General features: G+C 58.3%; 15 protein-coding genes and 1 tRNA gene. 5 read left to right on the top strand and 11 right to left on the bottom strand.

The features are described 5' to 3' along the window. Positions 1 to 412: 412 nt before the first annotated feature. The 3 genes from Q0792_RS11435 to dapF form a co-directional block, all read right to left on the bottom strand. A complete protein-coding gene (locus tag Q0792_RS11435; RefSeq protein ID WP_298840364.1) occupies positions 413 to 1,087 on the bottom strand; it encodes a Crp/Fnr family transcriptional regulator in 675 nt (224 codons plus the stop codon). Between the two features lie 248 nt (positions 1,088 to 1,335). Continuing rightward, on the bottom strand, positions 1,336 to 2,589 hold the full coding sequence (gene mtaB / locus Q0792_RS11430; protein WP_298840361.1) for a tRNA (N(6)-L-threonylcarbamoyladenosine(37)-C(2))-methylthiotransferase MtaB: 1,254 nt from the start codon (positions 2,587 to 2,589) through the stop codon (positions 1,336 to 1,338). After that, the gene (gene dapF / locus Q0792_RS11425) at positions 2,586 to 3,419 is read right to left on the bottom strand and encodes a diaminopimelate epimerase (protein WP_298841856.1); all 834 of its coding nucleotides are present in this window, start codon (positions 3,417 to 3,419) and stop codon (positions 2,586 to 2,588) included. The genes mtaB and dapF overlap by 4 nt, the downstream gene beginning before the upstream one ends. Before the next feature lie 107 nt (positions 3,420 to 3,526). On the opposite strand from dapF, the gene Q0792_RS11420 reads away from it, so the two are divergent. The 4 genes from Q0792_RS11420 to Q0792_RS11405 all read left to right on the top strand — a co-directional run bounded on the left by Q0792_RS11420 (position 3,527) and on the right by Q0792_RS11405 (position 9,565). Then, positions 3,527 to 3,602: transfer RNA gene (locus Q0792_RS11420), tRNA-Lys, on the top strand. Between the two features lie 411 nt (positions 3,603 to 4,013). Continuing rightward, positions 4,014 to 5,459, top strand: coding sequence for a patatin-like phospholipase family protein (locus Q0792_RS11415; RefSeq protein WP_298840359.1), 1,446 nt, complete (start codon positions 4,014 to 4,016; stop codon positions 5,457 to 5,459). A 221-nt stretch (positions 5,460 to 5,680) separates the two neighbouring features. Then, a complete protein-coding gene (locus tag Q0792_RS11410) occupies positions 5,681 to 8,752 on the top strand; it encodes a hypothetical protein (RefSeq protein WP_298840357.1) in 3,072 nt (1,023 codons plus the stop codon). Between the two features lie 432 nt (positions 8,753 to 9,184). Next, positions 9,185 to 9,565 carry a VOC family protein gene (locus Q0792_RS11405; RefSeq protein WP_298840355.1) on the top strand — a complete coding sequence of 127 codons (381 nt, stop codon included), beginning with the start codon at positions 9,185 to 9,187 and terminating at the stop codon, positions 9,563 to 9,565. A 5-nt stretch (positions 9,566 to 9,570) separates the two neighbouring features. On the opposite strand, the gene Q0792_RS11400 is transcribed toward Q0792_RS11405, so the two are convergent. The 8 genes from Q0792_RS11400 to Q0792_RS11365 form a co-directional block, all read right to left on the bottom strand. Next, positions 9,571 to 10,341, bottom strand: coding sequence for a LamB/YcsF family protein (locus tag Q0792_RS11400; RefSeq protein WP_298840353.1), 771 nt, complete (start codon positions 10,339 to 10,341; stop codon positions 9,571 to 9,573). A 12-nt stretch (positions 10,342 to 10,353) separates the two neighbouring features. Beyond that, entirely contained in the window at positions 10,354 to 11,376 is a 1,023-nt protein-coding gene (locus Q0792_RS11395; protein ID WP_298840350.1) for a biotin-dependent carboxyltransferase family protein, read from the bottom strand. Then, positions 11,373 to 12,110: an allophanate hydrolase subunit 1 gene (locus Q0792_RS11390; protein WP_298840348.1), complete on the bottom strand. Its 738-nt coding sequence runs from the start codon at positions 12,108 to 12,110 to the stop codon at positions 11,373 to 11,375. Before Q0792_RS11390 ends, Q0792_RS11395 begins: the two co-directional genes overlap by 4 nt. Before the next feature lie 4 nt (positions 12,111 to 12,114). After that, complete coding sequence (locus Q0792_RS11385) at positions 12,115 to 13,041, bottom strand: hypothetical protein (RefSeq protein WP_298840345.1); 927 nt, start codon at positions 13,039 to 13,041, stop codon at positions 12,115 to 12,117. A 2-nt stretch (positions 13,042 to 13,043) separates the two neighbouring features. Next, the gene (locus Q0792_RS11380; RefSeq protein WP_298840343.1) at positions 13,044 to 14,354 is read right to left on the bottom strand and encodes a TRAP transporter large permease; all 1,311 of its coding nucleotides are present in this window, start codon (positions 14,352 to 14,354) and stop codon (positions 13,044 to 13,046) included. A 4-nt stretch (positions 14,355 to 14,358) separates the two neighbouring features. Further along, positions 14,359 to 14,883 (bottom strand): TRAP transporter small permease, encoded by a 525-nt coding sequence (locus Q0792_RS11375; protein ID WP_298840341.1) that lies wholly within the window; start codon positions 14,881 to 14,883, stop codon positions 14,359 to 14,361. A gap of 69 nt (positions 14,884 to 14,952) precedes the next feature. Continuing rightward, complete coding sequence (locus Q0792_RS11370; protein WP_298840339.1) at positions 14,953 to 15,942, bottom strand: TRAP transporter substrate-binding protein; 990 nt, start codon at positions 15,940 to 15,942, stop codon at positions 14,953 to 14,955. 31 nt (positions 15,943 to 15,973) lie between these two features. Further along, positions 15,974 to 17,212 carry an FAD-binding oxidoreductase gene (locus tag Q0792_RS11365; protein ID WP_298840337.1) on the bottom strand — a complete coding sequence of 413 codons (1,239 nt, stop codon included), beginning with the start codon at positions 17,210 to 17,212 and terminating at the stop codon, positions 15,974 to 15,976. Positions 17,213 to 17,347: 135 nt separating this feature from the next. Between Q0792_RS11365 and Q0792_RS11360 the strand changes: the two genes are divergently transcribed. Then, positions 17,348 to 17,863 carry a winged helix DNA-binding protein gene (locus Q0792_RS11360; RefSeq protein ID WP_298840332.1) on the top strand — a complete coding sequence of 172 codons (516 nt, stop codon included), beginning with the start codon at positions 17,348 to 17,350 and terminating at the stop codon, positions 17,861 to 17,863. Positions 17,864 to 17,870 lie beyond the last annotated feature (7 nt).

Raw genomic sequence — 17,870 nt, 5'->3', positions numbered from 1 at the left:
TATTAACCTCTGATAGAATCGCTGTATGTGATCCAGTTCACATTTGGCGCTGATGCTTGTCTTTCGTGTTCGGTTTATCGCTCTTTCTTTGCGACATCCGAGGTATCCTCTGGCGAGGGATTATCTTCGCCAGAGGTCGGTGCGTCCTTGTCCTCAGCGACGAAAGTAGGTGTCGTCGACCATTGCCTGGGCTGCGCGAAATTCACGATCCGTCTCGATGAGCCAGCTGATCATGGCGCGTACCGGTGACTTTCTGGTCACTGTATTTTCCGGCTTGGTCGGGCATTTTGCGGGGCGATGCATTTTGCAATCCTCTGTGTGCTGTGTTCCCTCAGGGAACCAAATCTCCTGATTGCACTCACAATGCCCCAAAAGCGAATCGACGTATGTGAAACGCTTCACATCCCGCGAATTAAATCTGGTGAAGGTCTGCCATAATCTGGAGCGCATCGCGGTCCAGCACACGAACCCCGCCCCTGCTGACATCAATGACACCGGCCCGTTTCCACAAAGAAAGCGTTTTCGATACTGCTTCGCGTGTGGCGCCGACAAACTCTGCGAGTTCTGCCTGAGACAGTGCCAGCATGGACAGCTGTTCCGAGCCATCAAGCGTGAGGTACAGAATTTTTCGTGCAAGCCGCGCAGGCATCGGCAGGAAAACCTGCTCGTTCAGCTGGCTGCTCATCCAGCGCATCCGTTCCCCGGCAAGCTGAATCATGTCGATACCAAGTTCAGGTTTCTGTCGGATCGCTGCAATTACATCCGCATTTTTCACGCCGCGTACACTGGACTTTTCCAGCGCCGTGACGGTCGCCGTGCGGGTGCCGGGATCAAACAATGCGATCTCACCAAACAGAGCACCCGGACGCATGACATCAAGTGACAGCTTGCGGCCCTCGCGGGACAGAATGCTGAATTCGAGCGATCCGGAAACGATTGCATAGAGCGCATCGCCTGCATCGCCCTGTTCGAAAAGCACTTCGCCCTCCCTCAGGTCGACAACAGTCGACAGCGAATCCAGCAGCTCTGACAGATCCGAGGATGCATTGGCCAGAAAACCGGATTTTGGCAGTGTCTTGTTATCCATGACGATCTCTGTGCTTTCCCTGTCTGGCGGACACCGGATGGCGTTTCACATGCAAGGGCAGGAACCAGTCATACGCCAGGGCAATGCCTGCCGAAAAGCCGGGAACAGGATAACTGCGGGCTGTCGTGGCCCGAATTTCTGAGTCTGCCATTCGCACTGATACAACTACCGGTACTCCCCACCAGTAAACAAAGACTAGCGAGCCGGGTGGAGCTTTGTCACGATATTTCTTGCAAAATCAGATGCAGTCACGCGCTCAGAACGGCGCCATCCGTCCCCAAAATGTCCAGCGAAACGATCTGGCCTTCGGTTCGTGGTGCGGCTGTGTGAACCTCTGCAAACTGCTCCGTGCGCCCCATGTTCGGGCTCTCCATCAGCACGGTGTGCCGGCGTCCGACCTGAGCCTGCAGATGCCGCGCCACTCGGGTTGTCCCCGCCGCGCGCAACCTTGCGGCCCTTTCGCGAATTGCCGTGCCATCGACTGCGGGCATTCGCGCAGCTGGCGTGCCTGTGCGTGGCGAATAGGGAAAAACATGCAGCCAGGTCAGGTCACAGTCTTCGACCAGTGCGAGGCTGTTTTCGAACATTGCCTCAGTTTCGGTTGGAAAGCCTGCAATAATATCCGCGCCAAAGGTCATGTCGGGGCGCAGTCTGCGGGCCTCTTCGGTGAACCGGATCGCATCATCACGCAGATGGCGACGCTTCATCCTTTTCAGGATCAGATCGTCACCGTGCTGCAGAGACAGATGCAGATGTGGCATCAACCGGGGCTCTGTTGCAATCGCGTGCATCAGGTTTTCGTCCACCTCGATGCTGTCAATTGAACTGATCCTCAGTCGCGGCAGATCGCGGACAAGACGCAGGATTCGCATCACCAGATCGCCCAGTTTCGGCTCACCGGGCAGATCCGCGCCCCAGCTGGTCAGATCAACGCCCGTCAGGACGACTTCGTTGAACCCTTTATCCACCAGTCTCCTGATCTGGTCGACCACGACACCGGCGGGGACAGAGCGCGAGTTGCCGCGGCCATAGGGAATAATGCAGAACGTACATCTGTGATCGCATCCGTTCTGCACCTGCACATAGGCGCGGCTGCGCGACCCGAAACCATCGATCAGGTGACCGGCTGTTTCGGTGACCGACATGATGTCGTCAACCTGTACGGCTTCGGTTTCGCCGATGAAATCAGCGGCAAGGCCGGACCAGGTGCTGCCCTGCATCTTTTCGGTGTTGCCGATGACGGCGTCCACTTCCGGCATCGCGGTGAAGGTCGCAGGTTCGGTCTGTGCGGCGCAGCCGGTAACAATCAGGCGGGCATCCGGGTTTTCACGGCGAAGCCGGCGGATATCCTTGCGGGCCTTTCGAACGGCCTCTGCTGTTACGGCACAGGTGTTCACCACGACGGCGTTCTGCAGACCGGCCGCTTCGGCCAGTTCTTTCATGGCCGCCGTCTCGTAGGCGTTGAGACGGCACCCCAGCGTCGAGAAGACCGGTGCGTTCATGTCAGGCTGCCCATAAATTCCTGCGTCAGGTGACCGGAAAAAACGTGCATGGTCGGTCCGGTCATCCAGACACCATCCTCGCGCCAGTCTACATGCAGCGTACCGCCATCCAGGTCGATGCGGACACTGCGGCCCGTCAGGCCGCGCCGGGCTGCTGCAACTGCTGTGGCACAGCTGGAAGAGCCAGAGGCAAGCGTGATTCCCACGCCGCGTTCCCAGACACGCATGCGCAGGTGGTCAGGTCCGACCCGGGCTGCGACCTGAACATTGGTGCGTTTTGGAAAGAGCGGGTGATGTTCGTGAGCCGCGCCAAAAGCTGCCAGATCCACCCTGTCTGCATCATCGACGAAAAAAGTGCAGTGCGGGTTTCCCATACCTGTCGCAACAGGCGAACCATCAATCGGCAGGCTCAGTGTATCCATCGCACAGGAAAGTGGAATTTCGGACCAGTCTGTCTGTGGATGACCCATGTTGACAGATGTCAGGCCTTTCCCGGCGTCACGGGCCTGCAGGGCGCCTCTGTCAGTGCTGAGTTCCAGTTCGTTCGTGCCTGTTTCCTGCATGACATAGCGCGCTATACAGCGGGTGGCATTGCCGCAGGCGGCCGACAGCGACCCGTCTGCATTATAAAAGGTCAGATGCAGGCCGTTCCGGCCTGTTTCCATCACGGCCAGCTGATCAAAGCCAACACCACGATGGCGGTCGCCCAGCGCCTTTGCCAGGTCAGGAGATACGTCGATCACATGGTCGCGCGCATCCAGAACGACAAAGTCGTTTCCCAGCCCGTGCATCTTCATGAAGGGCAATCCGATATCATCCGCGTCGCGCATGGCGGCCATATAAGCTGATGCGGCGAAACTATCCAGTATGTCCTTTCGAAAAGGCCGATTTGGGGCTTGACCCGGTCCCGGCACCTTTCTAAGTAGACCGCCTAGTGGGGCCGTTAGCTCAGTTGGTAGAGCAGCTGACTTTTAATCAGCGGGTCGCAGGTTCGAACCCTGCACGGCTCACCATATTTCCTCTTTGATTCTGTTGATGGCGTCGATACCGCATACGTGGCCGGTCTGCGTCGCGGACCCCGGGCGGGCGCTTTCATTGCGCGGGTCTTTTCGTCGGGGTGTCTGGCAAACCTTTAAGTTCGGCTGAGCAGATGTGTGGATCGCCGACGGTTATCGTCGGCGCTGGTACCTGCTGGTTTGCCGGCTGACCGAAGATCCATGCACGCCTTGCGAATGGCATCTCAATTGCTCACTCAACAAGCTGTCAGAAGCCGGATCACGGACTGACCCATAAAGCCGCTGCTATTTGAAAGGGTTGACCTGTGCGGAATTTCGCGCAACGGTAGAGCCCTTATTTGAATATCTTGTTTTTGTAATTCTTTTTTTTGGAAACAGCGCCGCTGTTTTTGGTCGGCAATGGATTTATTGAGTGTTGCAAGCGTCAGGCGCAAGCTGGACCGCATTGAACATCTGTATGGTGTAAACTCACCGGACGAAGCGGGCGGGCGCCCCGTAAATGGCATTGACCGCTTCTTCTGGCTGCGCGCGTCCGAGCGTGAGAATGCCGAAAAACCCAGATTTGCATTCCGATCCGGTCTGGAGGCTGCCGAAGGTGACAGCACAGGGGATTTTCGTCTCTGCAATCTTGTGTTGCAGGGCGGCGGTACGCTCGGGCTGGCACATGCCGGGTTTGTTGCCGGGCTGGAACGTGCCGGTATCCGGTTTCTGGGACTGGCGGGTACATCCGCCGGGTCAATCATTGCGATGGGTCTGGCGGCGATCCGGGGCCCGGACCTTGCCCGGGAAACGCACAGGAAACTCGCTGATCTGTCAAGTTCGGCGCCCATGGACAGTTTTATCGATGGTCCGAGACCAGTTCGGATATTCATCAAACGTGCTCTGAAACGGTCCGGTCTGTTTTCTCCTGCCTTCTGGTTCTCGGTAATTGCTGCGGTGAAAAGGCTGCGGGACAGGCGTGGACTGAACTATGGCGATGTCTTCGAGACATGGTTTGAAGAGGTCATGCGCGAGCTGAACTTTGAATCCATCGAGCAACTGGATGCTGCTCTTGAACGCATCTGGGAGGACATTTCAGATCTGTCCACACCTGCGTTCGGGCATGACATTCCACCCCCTATTGCCGGAAATGACACGGACGATCCAGACGTCCGGAGCAACCGTCATCGCGACCTGCTGCAACTTGTGACAACGGCCATGCCTGTCGGACTTAAACTCACGCTCCCTCAGGATCTGAGCTATCTCGACCCGGAGTATCAGCGCGTTTCACCAGCGCGTCTTGTTCGAACGTCCATGTCGATTCCCGCGTTTTTCGAGCCTGTGATGATGCGGACCAACAAAACCACATGGCCCGATCTTGCCGGTGAAACGCTTGGCAGGTTGCTGCCGCCCAACAGGCTCAATTACTTCAAGGATCTCGACGAGCTTGTCTTTCTGGACGGTGGACTCGTTTCCAATCTGCCCAGCGATTCCTTTCGTCAGGTGATGCGGGACGTGCCGACAATAGTCGTACCTCTGTACGGCGATCAGAAAAACCCATCGGTCACCGGACGCCGTGCCTATTCAGACCTCGTCTCGGATGCTCTGTCATGTATTTCGGCAGTTCGTTTGCAGAGAGACCGCGAAGTCTGGCAGCAGAATATTGAACTCGGGCGCGAATTTGAGCGCCAGGAGGAACTAAGGGTCAGTCAGCATGGCGGTGTCGCAAGAATTTATCCGACCCGCATGGCTGAGGTGAACACAGCCGACAAGGACTGGCTGAATTTCGTGATGACAGAACACGACAAGACTGAACTTTTTCAAACCGGACTGAACGCCGCCGAGGCGTTCCTGAAAGAACTGAAACGTCAATAAGTCAGCGGGGATAACTGAAAATGATATATTCCGAGCAATTGAATGACCTTTTGAATGCGGCCCAGGCAGAGGCTTTATCTGCTGACGACGGGAGAAGGACCGCTTCCGGAAAAGATGCTGAAGTACTCTTCCTGGAGATTACCGGGGATCTGAGTTCGAAGATCAGAAACCTCGACAGTATAAATGTCTCACTTGAAACGGACCGGTCTCGTGAAAAAGCGTTGGAAAGCGAAGTCGAACAACTGGGTGCCGAACAATTGGAGCTTGAAAAGAGCCTGGCGCAGCTGGAGCAAAGCGCGGGCGAGGTTCAGGCAAAGATTGACGAACTGGAAATGCAGATTGCCAGTGAGGAGGCCCCCGAAGCCCGTGCCGAACTCGATACAAAGCTGCAGCGGCTGGTTGCTGAGCGGGAAGATGCAGTTTCGGGTCAAAAGGCCCGGCGTGACAGGCTTGAAGCCATTCCCGGTGATTTAGATGCCTGCGTGGCAGAGCAGGAAAAACTGTCGAAGCAACTCAAAAAGAGGTCCCTGTCCCGTTCTGAGAAAATCTGGGATTATCTGGACCTGGCGCATGAACTGTCTGACGTATTGTCCGACCGGGTTGCGTCCGGCCTTGACCGGACCATTCCCGAGGACACAGCAGACCGGGAGTACCTGATTGAAAGCGAAACGGACAGTCTGTTGGGCAAGGAAGATCTGACGAGGCTTCTGAAGCTCCCGGACACGGAAGCTGATGGCGGTGCCGGAATGACAGGGTATCAGCTCAGGCTGAACAGTGGCGAGCTTGAGAATCGCGTTCAGCTGCTGCTCGACCATATGACGGGCCGGCGCATCATCGAAGAACAGGACACGGATACATATGTTCAGCGCCTGAAAGCCGCCTATTCCAGAGTTGCCAAAAGCTCGGAAGTACAAAGCAAGGAATTGCGCGAAGGTCGCGCCTCCGCCGCCGCTGAAACGCGTGCCCGGTTTGCACAGATCACAAGGTTGGCAGATTTCCTCGAAAAGCAGACTGCCAGAGTGGGAAGCCCCGAGCATCCGCGCTTGTCCGAAGACGCAGACGGCATCAGTGAGAAAGCCATCCGCGATAAAATCAGTGAAACCCGGTTGTTTGCTGCCAACTCCGAGACGTTCGTCACCCGTGTTGGAATTTTCCTCGACCGGACTGCCCGAAACCTGGAAAATATTTCAAAGAAATTCTGCCACAAAAAGATGATTTCCGGTGCAGTAAATCAATCGGTTTCAGTATCCCGGGCTGCGGAAATCCAGACGTTTTACCGCCCGCTGCCTCTGGTCTGGGCGATTATCGTTACCCTGATCACAAAGGCCGTTCTCGCCCACAATACGGCGCTGATTATCCACGATAACGCAACGCTTCTGCTAACACTGACCTTTGTTGCGACCTGGGTCTTTTCCGTTGTCATCGGAACCCGGAACCGGGCGAGGCGCATGGAGCGCCTGCAACATCGCACGCGTGAAGCATTCGAGCGGCTGACGGATCCGGCCTTTGTCGAACCGGAACGGCAGCCGCTGCTGACGCGCTGGCTCTCATGGATGGGACTGCTGTCGCCGTCTGCAGAGGGCCAGACTGTGCGGTTTGCACCGGAGGCGCTCAGAGACGTCGAAACCAACGGAATGTCGAACGTTGTGACCCGGCCATTCGATTCGGCACGGTCCGCACGAAACGAGAAAATCAGAGTAGGGATCAGAAACGCGGTTGCTTTGCTTATTCCGGGTGCGCTCCTGTTTGTGATATCCGAGCTCCTGCCTGATCCGGTTGCTGAAGCCTATGTTTCCGAGCTGAGCGACGGACAGACCTGTTTGCTGGCAAAGGGGACGCTGAGATCGGCTTCTCCGAGCAATTACTACGTTAAGGAAACAGAAGGCGCTTCCTGGAATCCGGCCGGCGAAACCCAGGACAGTGACAATTCCGATGGTCCCGAGCTGTGGTTTACCGAGCGGGTCTTTCCAGAGCTTCTTTCCGAGGCGGTTCCCCGCGCGCGTGTGACCGACATTCTGTCTGCAAAAGATGTCAGACTGGGAAAAATGCGCGACTGTGCGGATGGTATTGTCACTGTGGCCGACATCGGACTTGATGCGCCCGACAAAGTATTTCCTCTTGGTCTTCGCCGGGACATCGTGAGTGCTCAGAAACTGATGTTCAGGCTTCTTGCTGAAGGCAGCGTAAGTGCTCAGGACCAGAATGAATTTACCAAGGTTTTCAGCTCGATCCGACAGCAACTGGGGTCGTCCATGAGCGAAGCGCAGACGCTGGAGCTCATTATAAAAGGCGATCTCAAAACAGACCGCTCGCCCGTTATATCCGGTGGTGGCAATACCGTGACGCAGGTATTTGAAACCGAGCTTCTGGGGGCCGAAGCCATTGCCGGGGCAATGCGTGAGCTGGCGGGTGCAACACAGGATACCCTGTCGAAGCTGGTCGAGAACAACACACTGGCCATTGAGCAGCTTGCCGCACTGAGGGTGTCCCCATCGCATACCGTTGTTCCGCTGGTGCTGAACCGCGATGCGCCGACCGTACTGGTGCAGCCGCCGGCGCCTTCATTTGTCGTCTCACCCATGGTTAACATGGCGCCTTCCTCCGGGGTGAACCCGTTTGTCACCTATGTCACTATGGCGGGCAGTGGCCGGGATCCTGTTCGTATCCAGAACAGCCTTTTCATGCCGTTTTTTCCCGATCCGGTTGACGGCCAGGACATCAGGGTGCCGCTGGATGCGTATAAATTCGGGCTGTCCAATGAGGGCTTCCGGCCTCCGTCAGTTTCAGGCGAAAAGGGTGAGCAGGACTATTTCTCGGTTGTTGTCGGTGCGATCCGGTCCTGTCTGCAGAACGACAGGGATGCGCGTATGGAAATTGACATTCAGGGTCATGCCAGCAGCTCATGGCTCGGAAAATTACCGGAAGACACAGAAAAACATATGTTCAACCACGCGCTGGCAGAGGGTCGGCGCATGGGCGCACTCATGAAACTGAAAGAACAGCTGACAAGTGACGAAGCCCGGAAAATAACAATTTCGGGCAGGACAGCTCCGAAACCTCTGGCCGAGTTTAAAGTTCTGACGGAACAGGACTCTCCGACAGCTCTGGCCGCTGCCTATGAAAACACCCGTTACTTTGAGTTGCCCGAGGATATGCACAGTTCGCAGCAGGTCTGGCTGTCATCGGTTCCTCTGCTTACGCAGGACAAGGTGAATGCGTTTGAGGAGCTTTTTGCACGAACGGTTATCGTCGAGGTGAAAAAAGTTGAAGGCACCTCCTGTGCGCTGAACTGATCAGGTGCCGGTCCGTCCGCGAAGGCAGATCGGACCGAGTTTTGTCCTGCAATCTGCCCACCGCATTATCGCCTTGGGCACAAGCACCCACGCCAATGTACTGTGGGTTTTGTCCGGTGCCGTTGTATTTCCCGGTTCCCCGGAGAAATCCCGACTGCAGATCGCGGCTGTCTGATGCGGATAGCAGTGTCGGAAACTGCATGCCTGAACCGCCGGAAACAACGTGCAAGTCTGTCGGCTCTGGTGCCTTGCAAAGCCGCTGCGGGTTGCAGGCGGACAAACCATTGAAGGAGCGGTGGAGCGCGGTTGAGTTCACGGGAGTTCGCACCCGTCGCCTTGCAATTCGTGCTTTGTTACGCCGCAGGTCACTTGTACAAACCGATCGTCGCAGACAGGATAGCCGTACCAAAAGGGGCACCGGCGGAGAAACGTATGCAGATTGAAAAGCTCGACCATGTGAATCTGCGGACCGCTCAGCTCGACGCAATGGTCACATGGTATCGCGAAGTGCTTGGGCTGTCCGAAGGGTACCGACCGGATTTCGCATTCCCGGGTGCCTGGCTGTGTGCCGGAGACACGGTCATGCTGCATCTGATCGGTGTTGCCGACGCGCCTGGTGCCGGATCCGAGCAGCCCCTGAAAATGGAACACTTCGCTTTCCGTGCCAGTGGAGCTTCAGCGTTCGAACAGCGCCTGCAGGAGCGCGGTGAGACCTACCGTCGTTCAGAAATTGCCGCAACCGGAACCGTTGCCTACAACTTGTGGGATCTTGACGGGAACCACATCCACGTGGATTTCTATACTGACGAATAAAGCTGCTAGCCGCGCCGCCCTTCGAGGGTCTGAACGGCGATGCCCGCGTGTTCGAGCGTGCTTCGGACAGAGGCCGCGATCTGAACAGCTTCGGGCGTGTCGCCGTGACAGCAGATCGTGTCGATGCTGGTCTCAATCCGTTTTCCCGATTCAGTGATGATGGCCCCGGCTTTCACCATTTCGACCATGCGCTGACCCGCCAGTGCTGCGTCATGGATGACCGCGCCCGGCAGGCTTCGGTCCACGAGGGTTGCGTCGTCATTGTAGGCTCTGTCGGCGAAGATTTCCCCGGCCCACGCACAGCCAAGCTCCCGTACCGCGGCTTCCTGGGCCGTGGCACAGAGCACCATGACAATCAGATCAGGATCAACGGAAAGCGCCGCCTCATAGCAATCGCGGGCAAGGCTCTGATCTTCAGAGGTCATGTTCCCCAGTGCACCGTGCAGCTTTACATGCCGGACTGTTGCGCCCAGAGATCGCGCCATACCAATGGACGCGCCGACCTGGCACCTGATCGAGTTCTGAAGGCTGGCCCGCGGGACGGTCATGCGCCGGCGGCCAAATCCCTGCAGGTCGGAAAAGCCCGGGTGCGAACCGATCCCCACGTTGTTTTCGATGGCCATTTTCATGGTCGCTGACATCACATCCGGGTCCCCGGCGTGCGCGCCACATGCAACGTTGGCGGAAGTGACGGTTTTGAGGAGGGCCGCATCATCCCCCATTTTCCACGGGCCAAAGCTCTCACCCATGTCGGCGTTTATATCCACGCGTGTCATCTGGTTTCTCCTTCAGGTATCAAACGGATCAGCGAGTGCCGACACCGCGCCGCTGACAAGCTGGTAGCTCAGCAGATCTGCGATGTCCGAGGGGTCCCTGACCAGCGGTTCAACAAGACCCGGCAACGCTTTGAGCGCGGCGCGTGCCTTGGCTTCCAGGGCAATGGCCTCTTCGAGGCTGATGAATTCGAACTGCAGCGGTGCACCTGCCGGGGCCTGTGCGACGCGCGGCAGATCACAGGGGATGACGGTCGCTATCCTGGGGTATCCGCCGGTCGTCTGGCTTTCACACATCAGCACGTATGGGGCGCCATCACCGGTGACCTGAATGTCACCGGTCACGATCACTTCGGAAACGATCGACAGGCCATCATTCGCAAAAAAGCCTTCTCCGTCCTGATCCATGCGGACGCCCTGCCGGTTGCCTCTGGTGTCCCTGCGGAACGCTGTCTCGCCAAACCGGCGTATCGTTTCGTCGCTGAACTCCCGCGTTTGTGCGGATTCAACCACCCGCACAGTGCCGCCATTGAGCCGGTCAGCGTCAGGGAGCCGGTAACCCGCTCTGCCATTCCCGCCACTGCCCAGCGGAAGGCTCTCGCCTGCACTCAGCAAAGCACCGATTCCGGCTTTGAGATGTGTGCCCCGCGCGCCCATGTTTTCGGGCACATCAAATCCACCTGCCACATGCAGGTACCCGTAAGTCCCCGCCTGCGCGCCACCGATGGCCAGTTTCGCCCCGGCGGCCAGTATGTGGCTCGCATTCCAGACTACAGGCGTACCATCAATCTGCGCGGTCATACGCGCGCCGGTAAGTGCGATGATCGTGTCCTGGCTGGCTTCAAATGTGCCGCCCATACCAACCATTTCAATCGCCGCGTTGTCGGGCGACTGCCCAAGCAAGGCGGCACCCTCGTGCAGGGCAAGCGTGTCTGCAGCACCACCCGGGGTCAGACCGGAAGCGAAATAGCCAGCGCGCCCACCGTCCTGCAGGCTCATCGCGGGGCCTGCTGTCAGGATGTTCATCTGTCCGCTCATCCGATGGCCTCCCGGTCTGCAGCGCCAAAGCCATCGGGATGAGCGCTTCGTATTTTTTCCATCTCTGTGCGCGAGACCTGAGGAAAGAGGATCTCGTCCCCTGGTGTCAGGGCAAAGGGTGCCGGTCCGTTCTGGTCAAACGTGCGGAACGCGGTCTGCCCGATATGGCGCCAGCCCGTGGGCGTCGGGTTCGTGAAAATGGCAAGCTGTCGGATTGCGACGACCAGTGCGCCTGCGGGAACGTTAAGTGTCAGGTCTTTCTGGCGCGGTACGTTCCAGTTCTCAGGCAGTTCACCCAGATAGGGCTGGCCGGGGGCAAATCCGATGGTCAGCACGCGCACCCGTGTTCCGGAAATCTGGCGGATTGCCTCATCAGGATCGACCCCGGCGGCGGTCGCGGCCTCTTCAAGCTGGGGTGCCAGATCGGTGCCGTAAACCGTCGGGATGTGCCAAAGGGTCCGGCCCTCAGGCAGGGGAGCGGCCAGCCAGTCGCGGGTTGCCAGCAGCGCCTCCAGGCGTTGAATGATGTCTGCGGCGCTGTGAGCGACCAGGTCGGTGATCAGAAAGACAGAGACCAGTGACATCGCCGTTTCGGAAACCTCGGGCCACTTCTGTGCATCAACAGCCGCGCGGAAAGCTACGGATGCTTTGTTGGCCTCTTCGCTCATGGCACCGGCAAATGTCACCAGTATACCGGTGAGGCCTACGGTCCGGATGATCGGGTAGTCTGTCATGTCGTTATGTTCCGGCCTGATAAAGACGTCGCAGCAGTATTGGCGTCAGGTACATCGGTAGCTGCCAGCAGCCGACGAAAACCATGAGTGGGCCGATGAATTCGGAGGGCATTGCGACGAGAAAAAGCGCGATATTCCGGTTGCCCGCACCGATGGCCAGCGGTCCGGCAAGTGGTGACAACGCGCTGCGAGAGAGCAGCAGAAAGGTAATGACCTGGATACCATAGCTGAGGGCAAAGGCCAGCAATCCCCACCACAGCACGGACATCGGATCGCTGCGCAAGGCGGGGTTGAGTGCCGCCATCAGACCGATCACGATCGCTGAAAATGCCAGTACGGAAAGTCCGTCCAGCGAGCGGATTCTGTCCGCAGACGGGGCGGGGAAAAAGCGTGCGCGCAGCACGAACCCCAGAGTGGTGGACCCCAGAATGACAGCCAGAAGTGTCAGCGCCGGCACGGCGATATCCTCGGCAGAGCCGGCCTGTGGAATAAGCGCCAGCACGGGCAGCACGGTAAGTGGGAAACAGGCCGTCCCCAGCACCAGTATCTGCATCATGCGACCTGCATCCTGTCCCAGCAGCAGGGCCAGGTTGGGAGAGCCGGACAGGGCAGGGGCGGCTGTTGCCAGGACAACGGCGAGCGCAGCGGGCGTCTGTTCCACGCCGATGACGCGGCAGACCGCGAAGAGACTGACCGGCAGCACCAGCTGCAACAGCGCAACGGACCCCAGGCCCCACCGCAGGTCTGCCAGCGCACCCGTCGCCGCCCGGTGCCCGATGCGCAATGCCGTGATGACCAGCAGTCCGGCAACCATCTGGGGCAGCCAGGACGCCATAGCTGCGGCCAGCCCGGGCAGGGCCAGCCCGAGAGCAAGGCCCAGAATAAGGCAGGCACGCGCATTGTCTGATATCAGCCAAAGAAACCGCTCCACCGTCAGCCGGGGGTTTGTCGGAGATTATCCGGCAACCAGGTCGCAATTTCGGGGAACCAGATCAGCACAAAGACCATCAGCACCATGATCAGGAACATCGGCAGCGCAGCCTTTGTGATGTAACCCATCTCGTGATCGGTCATGCCCTGCAGGACAAAGAGGTTGAACCCGATCGGCGGCGTGATCTGGGCCATTTCAACGACAACGACCACAAAGATGCCGAACCAGATCAGATCGATACCTGCCTCACGCACCATAGGTTCGACAATTGCCATGGTCAGGACCACCGCCGAGATGCCGTCGAGGAACATGCCCAGAATGATGTAGAATACGAGCAGCGCCATCAGCAGTTCAAAGCGCGCCAGCTCCATCGCGGCGATGCCATCCGCCAGCGCGCGCGGCAGTCCGGTAAAGCCCATCGACAGTTTCAGGAAAGCAGCACCTGCGAGGATCAGCGCGATCATTGCCGAGGTCCGCATGGCGCCCATCAGGCTCTCCCGGAAAGACGAAATGGTCAGCGAGCCCTGGGCCAGTGCGAGCGCCAGAGCGCCGATCACCCCGATGGCCGCGGCTTCGGTTGCTGTGGCCCAGCCACCATACATCGAGCCGATGACGACGGTGATCAGCGCCAGGACCGGCAGCAGAAAGCGCGAGTTACGCAGTTTTTCTGCAAAGCTCATCCCGGTTTCCATCACCGGATTCCAGGAAGAAGAGGTTTTGGAGACAATGGCGACATAGGCCATAAACATCCCCGCCAGGATCAGACCGGGAAAGACGCCGGCAAAGAACAGCTTGGTGATGCTTTCGTTGACGGTCACGCCATAGACGATCAGCGCAATGGACGGTGGAATCATCAGGCCCAGGGTCGCCGCGCCGGCCAGTGTTCCGATCACCATTTCCTCGGGATACCTGCGCGCGCGCAGCTCTGGAATGGCCATTTTGCCGACCGTGGTAAGTGTTGCGGCAGACGAGCCCGATACGGCGGCAAAAATCGTGCAGGAAACGATATTGGTGTGTACCAGGCCACCCGGCATCCGCGCCAGCCAGGGAGACAGACCTTTGAACATGTCCTCGCTCAGGCGGGTACGATAGAGGATTTCGCCCATCCAGATAAAGAGTGGCAGGGCCGTGAGCGTCCAGCTGGACGAGGAAGCCCAGATGGTGGTGATCATCGTGTCACCAACGGGCCTTGTCGTGAAGAGTTCCATGCCGACCCAGGCCACGCCCATCAGCGCCAGGCCGACCCAGACACCGGTGCCCAGCAGCAGGAAAAGAACGACCAGAAAGAGGACTATCGCGTAAATCTCGGTCATCTGCCTACACCTCGAAGTTTTCGTCTACGGTGTCCCGGACGATCCGGTGCTCACCTTTGAAAATGACGTGAAACAGGTTGTCCGTCAGGGCTATGGCCAGCAGGCCTCCACCGATCACCATCACAGACTGAGGGATCCACAATGCCGCGGCATCCTGTCCCTGGCTGACTTCGTTGAATTTCCAGGACCAGTAGACGAACCAGTAGGCATAGTAGGTAAAGTACCAGGCCACTGCGGCTCCGAGAGCGAAGCACCATACTTCGAGGAATCTCTTTGGTCCCGGTGGGACAACATTCAGCAGGATCGAAACCCGGATGTGTGCCCCGTGGTTCAGCGCATTGGCAAAGGCCAGAAAGCTGGCCGCTGCCATCGCATAGCCTGCATAGTTCGGTGCGCCCGGGAAAATTTCACCGGTCCAGCGTGCCACCATCTGAGCGACGATCAGCAACAGGATAGAGATAAGACACAATGCGGCAAGAACGCCGGAGGCGAGGTACAGGAAATCAAGTATCTTGCGGATCGCTGACATATCGCTGCTCCGGAAATTTCAGGTGTCGGGAAAAGGCGGCCTCCGGTTCCGGGGGCCGCCATGATCTGATTACTGTGACGCCTTGAATGCATCGACGAGGGCCGCGCCCTCTTCACCGGCAGCTTCCAGCCATTCGGCGGTCATTGTTGCACCGATTTCGCGCAGTTCAGCCATCAGGCTGTCACCGGCAGGCTGAACGGTCATGCCGCCCGCTGCCAGCCCGTCCATGGTGAACTGTGTATAGGCTTTGGATGCTTCGAGGCCGCGTGCCTCTGCTTCGGCAGCACAGGCCTGGATCGCAGCTTTGTTCGCGTCCGATACATCGGCCCATACGTCCTGGTTGACCATCACGTAGTTGCGCGGCAGCCAGGCATCGACTTCGTAGAAGTGTGTCAGGCTTTCCCAGACCTTGCGGTCGTAGCCCGTCGCGCCGGACGACACCATGGACTCAGCAACACCCGTCGCGAAAGCCTGGCTGATCTCAGCGGCTTCAACAGTCACCGGCAGCATGCCCGTCAGCTCGGCAAGGCGGCTTGTGGTGTTGTTGTAGGACCGGAATTTAACCCCCGCCATATCGGAGACCGAGTTGACCTCTTTTTTGAAGTAGAGACCCTGGGGCGGCCAGGGCACAGCATAGAGCAGCTCCAGGTTCTGCTCGTCGAGCAGCGCCTCGATTTTGGGTTTGGCAGCGGCATAGAGCTTTTCGCTGTCGTCAAAAGACGGCGCGAGGAACGGGATACTGTCAAAGCCGAAAACAGCACTTTCATTCTGGTGGCCGGACAGCAGGCGCTCGCCGATCTGGACCTGCCCGGTCTGAATCGCGCGCTTGATGTCCGCGCCTGCAAAAAGCGACCCGCCCGGGTGCACTTCGATAGTGATCTCGCCATTGGTGCCTGCGCCAACGCACTCGGCAAAAGCTACACCATTTTCCGAATGGAAGTTAGAGGCCGAGTAGGCCATCGGCATGTCCCACTTTTCCGCTGCAGCAACGGGAAGTGCCGCGCCAAGTGCCAGAGCGGCGGTCGCCGCACCTGCCATCAGTCTGTTTGTCAGTGTCATAGAAGTCTCCTTGTTGAGTAGTTTTTTTGGTTCATGTCCGGAAACGCTCCGGTGCATAGGGGGCCAGATCCATGTTCGTGGGCTGACCTGAAATAAGACCTGCAATCAACCGGCCTGTTTTGGGCCCGCCTGTCAAGCCGATGTGGTGGTGCCCGAAGGCCGTCCAGACGCGGGTTGCGCCAATCTGTCCGATGAGAGGCAGGCTGTCGCTCGGGGCAGGCCGGTGCCCCATCCATTCGACTTCGCGTGCGGCCGTCATGCCGGGATAGGCATCCCGGACCTGGCGGCGGATCAGTGCCAGCGGCGCCTCTGAGGGCCCTGCTTTCAATCCACCCAGCTCGACAATGCCGGCGCAGCGCACACCCTGCGCCATTGGTGTGGCGACGAATTTTCCCGAGGCAATCATCGTGGGATGCCGTGGACCGTTCTGTGCATCTTCGAAGACGATGTGATACCCGCGCTCACTTTCAAGCGGCACACTGATGCCCAGTTTTTTCATCATCGGACCAGACCAGACCCCGGTGGCCAGTACTGCATCGTCGCAATCAATGCGGCCGTCGCTTGTTTCAACGGCAGATATGCGACCGCCTGAAAGGTCGAAATCTCTGACCTCTGTGATGGCGATCCTGCCGCCGGCATCTTTGAAAAACCCTGCAAGAGCAGCGACGTAACCACCCGGGTCACGAATAAAGCCGTGATCTTTCAGAGCGGCAATGAGCCCGGCGCCGGACAGGTTCGGCTCGTAGTCGCCTACGTCGTTGCCCTCAATAAGCTCTGGTTCAAATCCGGCATCACGACGCAGCGCCCAGGTGTATGCTTCGGCTTTGAAGGCGGCGCGGTCCCGGTATGCAAAGCAGTAATCGCTTTCGGTGACCCAGTGCCCGAGGCCCGTATCGGCGACCAGCGCCTGGTGCTGAGCAACCGAGTCCGTGACTATGGGGGCGAGGTCTCTGGCAATCCGGCGCGTATCACTGTCGTTGGCGTTGGACAGATATTTTATCAGCCAGGGCGCCAGTTTCGGCATATACGACCAGCGCAGGAACAGCGGAAAGTCTTTCGACATGAGCATGCCCGGCGCTTTTCGGATCAGTCCGGGCGAGGTAACCGGCACCATCGAAACCGATGCAAGAACACCCGCATTGCCATGTGATGTTCCTTTGCCCGGCCCGGCGCGATCGACAATCGTCACATCCAGACCGGCGCGGCGCAGCCATATCCCGGTGGAAACTCCCACAATACCGGCACCAACGATGACCACGTGTCCGGTCATTGTGTCGTCTCTGGTGTGGTCTGGCCTGACGGCATAGTTCCCCCGGAGCGTGATTCCCCGGGTTCAATACTGACCAACTTTTACAATACGTCAACAATTTGTTGACATTTTGTCATCGAAGGGCACTCTGGTACTATGTCAGACAGCTTTCTTGGACCCGTCGTTTCTTCTGCTCATCTTGCCAGTGGTTCGTTTGCAGAGATATCCGAGCTCGAATACGGGCTTATCCTCTGTAACCATGCATTCCAGCGCTGGACGGTGCGCGCGATTTCGATGGCAGGCTACCCCGAGCTCAGTTCGCTGGATGTCCTCGTGCTGCATTCAGTCTTTCACCGGGACCGCCCTAAAAAACTGGCGGACATCTGCCTTGTCCTGAATGTGGAGGACACGCATACAGTCAGTTACTCCATCAAAAAGCTGATCAAGGCCGGTCTGGTCAAAGACGGGCGCCAGGGCAAAGAGAAGACCGTTGCTGTGACCGGTAAAGGGGCTGAAACCTGTGAGAGATACCGTGACATCCGCGAAGGTCTGCTTCTGAGTGCGGTGGCCGAGCTGGGTCTTGAGCCGGAACAGGTAAGCCGGGCGGCAACGCTGCTGCGCCTGATGTCCGGTCAGTACGATCAGGCAGCGCGGGCCGCAACGACCTATTGATTGCGCG

This window comes from uncultured Roseobacter sp., from assembly GCF_947495025.1.
Lineage (GTDB): Bacteria > Pseudomonadota > Alphaproteobacteria > Rhodobacterales > Rhodobacteraceae > Roseobacter.
Note: the sequence above shows the minus strand (reverse complement) of the source record. Positions and strands in the feature narration are given on the sequence as shown.

Excerpts from the sequence above, each read along its gene's own strand:
- Q0792_RS11435 (WP_298840364.1), bottom strand. The coding sequence starts at position 1,087 with ATGGATAACAAGACACTGCCAAAATCCGGTTTTCTGGCCAATGCATCC.
- mtaB (WP_298840361.1), bottom strand. The coding sequence starts at position 2,589 with ATGAACGCACCGGTCTTCTCGACGCTGGGGTGCCGTCTCAACGCCTAC.
- dapF (WP_298841856.1), bottom strand. The coding sequence starts at position 3,419 with ATGCGCGACGCGGATGATATCGGATTGCCCTTCATGAAGATGCACGGG.
- Q0792_RS11405 (WP_298840355.1), top strand. The coding sequence starts at position 9,185 with ATGCAGATTGAAAAGCTCGACCATGTGAATCTGCGGACCGCTCAGCTC.
- Q0792_RS11400 (WP_298840353.1), bottom strand. The coding sequence starts at position 10,341 with ATGACACGCGTGGATATAAACGCCGACATGGGTGAGAGCTTTGGCCCG.
- Q0792_RS11395 (WP_298840350.1), bottom strand. The coding sequence starts at position 11,376 with ATGAGCGGACAGATGAACATCCTGACAGCAGGCCCCGCGATGAGCCTG.
- Q0792_RS11390 (WP_298840348.1), bottom strand. The coding sequence starts at position 12,110 with ATGACAGACTACCCGATCATCCGGACCGTAGGCCTCACCGGTATACTG.
- Q0792_RS11380 (WP_298840343.1), bottom strand. The coding sequence starts at position 14,354 with ATGACCGAGATTTACGCGATAGTCCTCTTTCTGGTCGTTCTTTTCCTG.
- Q0792_RS11375 (WP_298840341.1), bottom strand. The coding sequence starts at position 14,883 with ATGTCAGCGATCCGCAAGATACTTGATTTCCTGTACCTCGCCTCCGGC.
- Q0792_RS11370 (WP_298840339.1), bottom strand. The coding sequence starts at position 15,942 with ATGACACTGACAAACAGACTGATGGCAGGTGCGGCGACCGCCGCTCTG.
- Q0792_RS11365 (WP_298840337.1), bottom strand. The coding sequence starts at position 17,212 with ATGACCGGACACGTGGTCATCGTTGGTGCCGGTATTGTGGGAGTTTCC.
- Q0792_RS11360 (WP_298840332.1), top strand. The coding sequence starts at position 17,348 with ATGTCAGACAGCTTTCTTGGACCCGTCGTTTCTTCTGCTCATCTTGCC.